Source organism: Citrobacter sp. EC_71 (assembly GCF_019584005.1).
In the GTDB taxonomy this organism is placed as follows: Bacteria; Pseudomonadota; Gammaproteobacteria; order Enterobacterales; family Enterobacteriaceae; genus Citrobacter; species Citrobacter werkmanii.
This window is the reverse complement of the sequence record NZ_VDAY01000081.1, coordinates 1-351: the sequence shown is the minus strand read 5'-3', so window position 1 is coordinate 351 and position 351 is coordinate 1. Positions and strand designations below refer to the sequence as shown.

Genomic DNA, 351 nt, shown 5'->3' with positions numbered 1-351 from the left:
TGTAGCGCGGTGGTCCCACCTGACCCCATGCCGAACTCAGAAGTGAAACGCCGTAGCGCCGATGGTAGTGTGGGGTCTCCCCATGCGAGAGTAGGGAACTGCCAGGCATCAAATTTAGTGTGCTGATATGGCTCAGTTGGTAGAGCGCACCCTTGGTAAGGGTGAGGTCCCCAGTTCGACTCTGGGTATCAGCACCAGTTTTTCGGTTAAAGTTCGGCGCTTAGAAAAGAATTTGTCTGGCGGCTGTAGCGCGGTGGTCCCACCTGACCCCATGCCGAACTCAGAAGTGAAACGCCGTAGCGCCGATGGTAGTGTGGGGTCTCCCCATGCGAGAGTAGGGAACTGCCAGAC

At 57.0% G+C, this 351-nt stretch carries 1 tRNA gene and 2 rRNA genes; all 3 read left to right on the top strand.

Annotation, left to right across the window (positions count from 1 at the left end):
- Positions 1-107, top strand: a 5S ribosomal RNA gene (rrf, locus tag FHD02_RS24100); the annotation flags it as partial.
- Positions 108-121: 14 nt separating this feature from the next.
- A tRNA-Thr gene (locus FHD02_RS24095) sits at positions 122-197 on the top strand.
- Positions 198-235: 38 nt separating this feature from the next.
- A 5S ribosomal RNA gene (gene rrf, locus FHD02_RS24090) occupies positions 236-351 on the top strand.